General features: G+C 63.5%; 5 protein-coding genes. All 5 read left to right on the plus strand.

Annotated elements, in window-relative coordinates; all coding sequences use genetic code 11:
• Positions 1-223: 223 nt before the first annotated feature.
• The 5 genes from QZY48_RS15875 to QZY48_RS15895 all read left to right on the plus strand — a co-directional run bounded on the left by QZY48_RS15875 (position 224) and on the right by QZY48_RS15895 (position 4518).
• Complete coding sequence (locus tag QZY48_RS15875) at positions 224-961, plus strand: site-specific integrase (protein WP_295432570.1); 738 nt, start codon at positions 224-226, stop codon at positions 959-961.
• Positions 962-1058: 97 nt separating this feature from the next.
• Positions 1059-2294, plus strand: a complete 1236-nt coding sequence (locus tag QZY48_RS15880; protein ID WP_295432573.1) for a site-specific integrase — start codon at positions 1059-1061, stop codon at positions 2292-2294.
• On the plus strand, positions 2291-3226 hold the full coding sequence (locus tag QZY48_RS15885) for a tyrosine-type recombinase/integrase (RefSeq protein WP_295432576.1): 936 nt from the start codon (positions 2291-2293) through the stop codon (positions 3224-3226). Before QZY48_RS15880 ends, QZY48_RS15885 begins: the two co-directional genes overlap by 4 nt.
• Entirely contained in the window at positions 3223-4221 is a 999-nt protein-coding gene (locus QZY48_RS15890) for a site-specific integrase (RefSeq protein ID WP_295432578.1), read from the plus strand. Before QZY48_RS15885 ends, QZY48_RS15890 begins: the two co-directional genes overlap by 4 nt.
• A gap of 75 nt (positions 4222-4296) precedes the next feature.
• Complete coding sequence (locus tag QZY48_RS15895; protein WP_366929708.1) at positions 4297-4518, plus strand: tyrosine-type recombinase/integrase; 222 nt, start codon at positions 4297-4299, stop codon at positions 4516-4518.
• Positions 4519-4597: the final 79 nt, after the last annotated feature.

Raw genomic sequence — 4597 nt, forward strand, 5'->3', positions numbered from 1 at the left:
CGCTCAAGCTGAAATCGGTGTCGCTCTCGCTCCACCGATTCAGCTTAGCTTCTTAGTTGAACTAATCCGCTCCGCGGGGCCTGTCGCGGCCATCCCCTAGCGCCATTGAATAGCGAATGAAGCGCGGATAAGCCCAGCCGTCCCACGGTTACCCCCGGCCCCGCCCCGTCCCCCATCGTCCACACTCGTAACGGCCCACTCCGGGTCGTTGACCGAGGACCGGATGATGACACCCCTGCGCCAGCGCATGATCGCCGCGATGCAGATGCGCGGCTTCTCCCCCCGCACCCACGAAAGCTATCTCGACGCGGTGCGGGACCTCGCCAAATTCACCCGGCGCTCCCCGGACACCCTGGAGCACGCCGATCTCAAGCGCTATTTTGAGCACTTGGTCTTAGAGCGACAACTGGCCCCGGCCAGCGTGCGCTTATTCTACAACGGCATCCGTTTTCTCTACCTGCAAGTGCTCGCCTGGCCGGCGATCGACCTGGAGGTCGCGCTTCCCAAGCGGCCCCAGCGCATCCCCGGATTGCTGACCCGAGCGCAAGTCGCGAGCATTCTTAATGCGTGCGAGGATATCCGCTACCGCACCATGCTCACCATCTGCTATGGCTGCGGGTTGCGGTTGAGCGAGGTACTGGCGCTGCGCGTCAAGGACATCGACGGCGAGCGCAAACTCCTGCGCGTCGAGCAAGGCAAGGGCGCCAAGGACCGCCTGGTGCCGCTCTCACCGACCCTGTTGGAGGCGTTGCGCACCTATTGGCGCCGGTATCGCCCGGACGACTGGCTGTTCGCCGGACGCGCCGGGACGCCGCTGTCACCGACCGGCTTGCAGAAGGCCTTTACTGACGCCAAGCGCCGGGCCGGCGTGACCACGCTGGGCGGGATTCATGGGCTGCGCCATAATTCCGCGTTCCTGATTATGCCAGGTCGTCGCTTCCAACCCCAACGACTGTTTTAAGTTCAACAACTTAACGGGAGCGAGTGGCGGCGCGCTCGGCATAATCCGTCTATCCTCTCCTTGTGGCGAGTGCGCCACGGCCACTAGGAGACAGCTGATGATCGAGTGCTACTTCCCCAGTCCGCGCGTGCGGCAGCGCCTGTGTTACGGCCCACTGGCAACCCATCTCGACGGCTTCGCGACGCTGCTGGCGTCGCAAGGCTACTCCACACTGCTGGCGAAAGAGAAGCTGCGACGGGTCGCCGAACTGAGCCGTTGGTTGCAGTATCGCGAACTCGCGTTATCGACCCTTGACGAGGCAGCGATCGAGCGATTCTTGGTCGACCACGACCGCCACCCCAATGGCCGTGGGGGGCGCCATGCCTGCCGGAAGCTTCTGGGCTACCTGCGCCAACTCGGATGGGTTGCGTCGCCTGGGACCAACAGCGACGATTCGCCCTTGCATCGCCTCGAGCAAGAATACGCTCGGTTCCTGGCGTGCGAGCGCGGACTGAAGCCAACGACGGTGAGCAACTACCTCCCCACGGTTCATCGCTTTCTGGAAGAGCAGTGTGGTGAAGGTGCATTGCGCTTGAATGCCCTCAGGTCGCCTGACATCGATCGCTTCCTGCTGCGGTATACTCCCGGGCTGAGTCGGGGACGGGCCAAATTGGTGGTCACCGTGTTGCGCAGCTTTTTCCGCTTTCTGTGCCAGCATGGGCACATTGCGAGCGATCTGGCGGACGCCATACCGACCGTCGCTGATTGGCATTTGGCCGGAGTGCCGCGATCACTCGCGCCCGCGCAGGTCGAGGCGTTGCTTGCCGCTTGCGATTCCCAGACCTCCCGTGGTCAACGCGACTACGCGATCCTAATGCTACTCGCCCGTCTCGGCTTGCGTGCCGGAGAGGTCGTGGCACTGACTTTGGATGATATCGATTGGGATAACGGTACGCTCCTGGTTCGCGGCAAAGGCGACCGGCAGGAACACTTGCCGTTGCCGCAGGATGTTGGCAAGGCAATCGCGGAGTATTTGCGCAGCGCCCGACCGCCATGCACGAGCCGGCAGATTTTTATTCGGTACCGAGCCCCCAATTGCGGATTCGCAGGTGCGGCTGCCATCGCTACGGTGGTGCGCCGCGCGCTGGCCCGCGCGGGCTTGAATCCGGCGCTTAAAGGCGCCCATCTGCTACGCCACTCGCTTGCCACGCGCATGCTCGGCAATGGGGCATCGCTGGGGGAAATCGGCGAAATCCTGCGCCATCGCCACCCGGAGACAACGCAGATCTACGCCAAGGTCGACTTCAATGCCTTGCGCGCGCTCGCGCCGCCATGGCCGGGAGCGACGCCATGAGCGAGTTGCGCATGGCCCTGAACGAATATCTTGCCGTCCGTCGCGCCCTGGGGTTCAAGTTGGCGGCGACGGGCGCCCACTTGCATCGGTTCGTCGATTTTGCCGAACACGAAGGTGCAGAAACGGTCTCCACCGACCTTGCACTGCGCTGGGCCACCCAGTGCGCCGGGGCACAGCCGGCGCACTGGGCCAAGCGTTTGGGCATGGTCCGGCGCTTTGCGCAGTACCTACTGGCCCGGGACTCCCGCACCGAAGTGCCGCCGCTCGACCTCTTGCCAGCGCGGGTCAAACGGGTCCTGCCGTACCTCTATAATGATCAGGACATCATGCGCTTGCTCGAAGCCGCCGGACAGTTGCCCTCGGCGACGGGGCTGCGGGCGCACACCGATGCCACCCTGTTCGCATTGTACGTCGTCACCGGTATGCGGATCAGCGAGGCGCTACAACTCGACCGCGATGACGTCGACCTCGCCGCGGGGGTGTTGACGGTGCGCGATACCAAGTTCGGCAAGTCGCGTCATTTGCCGATTCACCCCGCGACCCAACAGGCGCTCCATGACTATAGCAAGCGGCGCGATCACTTATGTCCGCATCCGCCGGCCCCGAGTTTCTTCGTCGCCGAACGCGGCACGCGTCTGACCACAGGGACGGTGCGTTGGACCTTCGTGAAGTTGTCCCACCAGATCGGTCTGCGCGGCGCAGACGACCGCCGCGGCCCCAGGCTCCACGACTTCCGCCATCGGTTTGCGGTAAACACGCTCATCCAGTGGTACCGCAGCGGCCAGGATGTCGAGCGTCGCCTGCCCGAACTCGCCACCTATCTTGGCCATGTGCGGATCGCGGATACGTATTGGTACCTGACGGCCGTTCCCGAGCTGTTAAGCTTGGCGGCGCTGCGCGTGGAACAGGATCAGGGAGGGCGCTTGCCATGACCGGCGCGGCGACATTCCCGGCGTTACTTGAGCGGTTTTTCACCGATCGCCTCCTCCGTCAACGTCAGGCCAGTCCCAATACGGTCGCGAGCTATCGCGACACATTCCGCCTGCTGGTGCAATTCGCTCGGCAGCGGCTTACCAAGGCCCCCTGTGAGTTGTCGATGGCGGATCTGGATACGCCATTCTTAGGGGCCTTCTTAGATGACTTGGAGTACGCGCGCGGCAATGCGGCCCGCTCACGTAATGTGCGACTGGCCGCGATCCACTCCTTTTTTCGGTACGTCGCATTGCACGAACCCCAATACCTCGGCTTGGCGCAGCGGGTGTTGGCTATGCCGAGTAAGCGTTTCACCCGCAGTCCGCTCGCCTATCTGACCGCCGAAGAGTCCGAGGCACTGGTGGCAGCGCCGGACACGGGCACCTGGGGCGGGCGACGCGACCGCACCCTGCTGCTGCTCGCCATCCAGACCGGCCTGCGTGCCGCAGAGATTATCGGCCTGCGCTGCGAGGATGTGATGTTGGATTACGGAGCGCATGTGCACTGTCGCGGCAAAGGGCGCAAGGAGCGTTGTACGCCCCTGCGCAAGGATGCCGTCGCGGCGCTGCGGACTTGGTTGCAGGAACGTCACGGCGAGCCGACCGCGCCTCTGTTTCCAAATGCCCGTGGCGGTGCGCTCAGTCACGATGGGCTTGAGTATCTTCTCGCCAAACATCTGGCGACGGCACGCAACCGATGTCCCTCGCTGCAGAAGAAGCGGGTCACTCCCCATACCCTGCGCCATACCGCAGCAATGACGTTGTTGCAGCATGGTGTCGACCATACCGTTATCGCCCTTTGGCTCGGCCACGAGTCCGTACAGACGACCTACATCTACCTCCACGCAGATCTTGCGCTGAAAGAGGAGGCGCTCGCCAGAACCACGCCTTCAAATGTGCGACTGCCCCGCTATCGGCCCGACGATGAGCTGTTGACCTTCCTCAAGAGCTTGTGATTATGCCGAGTCGACTTTACCGCTTCGCCCGCGGACCCCCGGGGTTGGCGCGCGTCCGCCAAGGGACTCGGCATAATCGGGAGAACGGAATTATGCCGGTTATGCCGAGATCGGCATAACCGGCACGCGTATGCCACCCATCAATTGGCGGGCGGTTTGTCGGTGGAGCGCCTGCAACGCCTGATGGGCCACCGCAGCATCCAGACCACCCTGCGCTATGTGCATTGGCTGCCCAGTGCCAGCGAGGGTGAAGGCGCGCTGGACCTGATTGCGCAGTTGGGGGTTGACCATGGCTAATGCCTCCCTGCAAGCGGTCATGGCGGCGTGCCTGTCCGGTTATGCCGAACACCACCCGTTGAGCCCGCATCAATGGCAG

The sequence above is a fragment of the uncultured Thiodictyon sp. genome (assembly GCF_903828115.1).
Lineage (GTDB): Bacteria > Pseudomonadota > Gammaproteobacteria > Chromatiales > Chromatiaceae > Thiodictyon.